The organism is Nonomuraea sp. NPDC049152, from assembly GCF_040648355.1.
In the GTDB taxonomy this organism is placed as follows: domain Bacteria; phylum Actinomycetota; class Actinomycetes; order Streptosporangiales; family Streptosporangiaceae; genus Nonomuraea.
The window spans coordinates 1-1,471 of sequence record NZ_JBEZDO010000095.1 but is presented as its reverse complement, the minus strand read 5'-3'; the positions used below and the strand labels follow the sequence as shown (position 1 = coordinate 1,471).

The 1,471-nt window shown below is 68.1% G+C and carries 2 protein-coding genes; one reads left to right on the top strand and one right to left on the bottom strand.

Annotation, left to right across the window (positions count from 1 at the left end):
* A partial coding sequence (locus AB0B45_RS51465; protein ID WP_358146384.1) for a hypothetical protein occupies window positions 1-191 on the bottom strand: 191 nt, incomplete at its 3' end.
* On the opposite strand from AB0B45_RS51465, the gene AB0B45_RS51460 reads away from it, so the two are divergent.
* Complete coding sequence (locus AB0B45_RS51460) at window positions 190-1,452, top strand: IS110 family transposase (RefSeq protein ID WP_358146383.1); 1,263 nt, start codon at window positions 190-192, stop codon at window positions 1,450-1,452. The genes AB0B45_RS51465 and AB0B45_RS51460 overlap by 2 nt on opposite strands.
* Window positions 1,453-1,471: the final 19 nt, after the last annotated feature.

Below are 1,471 nucleotides of genomic sequence, written 5' to 3'. Positions count from 1 at the left end.
TCCCTAAGATCGATTTGTCTGGAGTGAGTCGCTCTGGATGCCCAGGACGACGGGGTGTGGCTGATGAGGGTCCGCTGCTGCTGTTGTGGCTTGGAAGGAATAGCCGCCCCGTCGTTCTGGACGCCCTGGCCGCTGATTGAGATCTGATGCGAATCGTCGCTGCTTAGGGACCTGCCGGCGGGGTCGTCCATGGGGTTGACCTGCGAAAACGAGAAGGCGGGCCGGGTGACGGAGACGAGCGTGTGGATCGGCATCGACGCGGGGAAGGGCAGCCACCATGCTGCGGCGATCGACGCGGCGGGCAAGAAGCTGTGGTCGGTCAAGGTCGGCAACGGCCAGCGGCAGATCGAGGAGCTGATCGAGCGGGCCACCCAGACTGCGGCCAAGACAGGTGGCCAGGTACGGTGGGCGGTGGACCTGGTCAGCCCGCCTGCTGCGTTGCTGCTGGCCACCCTGCTGACCAGCGGCCAGAACGTGGTCTATGTGCCCGGCCGGATGGTCAACGGCATGGCCGGGATCTTCCGCGGCGAAGGCAAAACCGACGCCAAGGACGCCCGGATCATCGCCGACACCGCCCGCATGCGCGGCGACCTGACCGAGCTCACCGCCACCGACGAGCTGGTGGTCGAGCTGACCCGTCTCACCTCCTACCGAGCCGACGTGATGGCCGACTGGGTACGCGGCGTCAACCGGCTGCGCGACCTGCTCACCAGCATCTTCCCGGCTCTGGAGGCCGGCTTCGACTTCTCCACCCGTTCGGCGCTGATCTTGGTATCCGGCTACTGCACGCCCGCGGAGATCCGCCAGGCCGGCCACGAGGGCCTGACCACCTTCCTTCACGAGGAGGGCGCCTGGCGCAAAGGCATCGACGCCATGGCCACGACCGCGCTGTCGGCGGCCGACCAGCAGACGGTCGTGCTGCCCGGCGAGGCCACCACGGCGATCCTGGTCAAGAAGCTCGCCCGCCAGTTGCTGGGGCTGGACCGGGAGATCAAGGACACCGACAAGCTGATCGCCGAGCGGTTCCGCACCCACCCGCAGGCGCACATCATCGAGAGCCTGCCCGGCATGGGACCGCTGCTCGGCGCCCAGTTCGTCGTCGCGACCAGCGGCGACGTGCGGGCCGCCTTCTCCCACGCGGGCCGCCTGGCCTCCTACGCCGGGCTCGCCCCCGTGCCACGCGACTCCGGCCGGATCACCGGCAACAACCGCCGGCCCAAGCGGTTCAACCGGCCGCTGCGCCAGGTCTTCTACATGGCCGCGCTGTCCAGCATCCGCGCCGATGGCCTCTCTCGGGCCTTCTACCAGCGCAAACGAGATGAGAACAAGCTCCATACCCAGGCCCTACTCGCGCTCGCGCGCCGACTGGTCGACGTGCTGTGGGCCTTGCTGCGCGACAACCGAGTCTTCTCCCCGGTCCCACCGCAGCAGGTCACGGCTGCTGCCGCTTGACATGGTCATTGAGATTCCT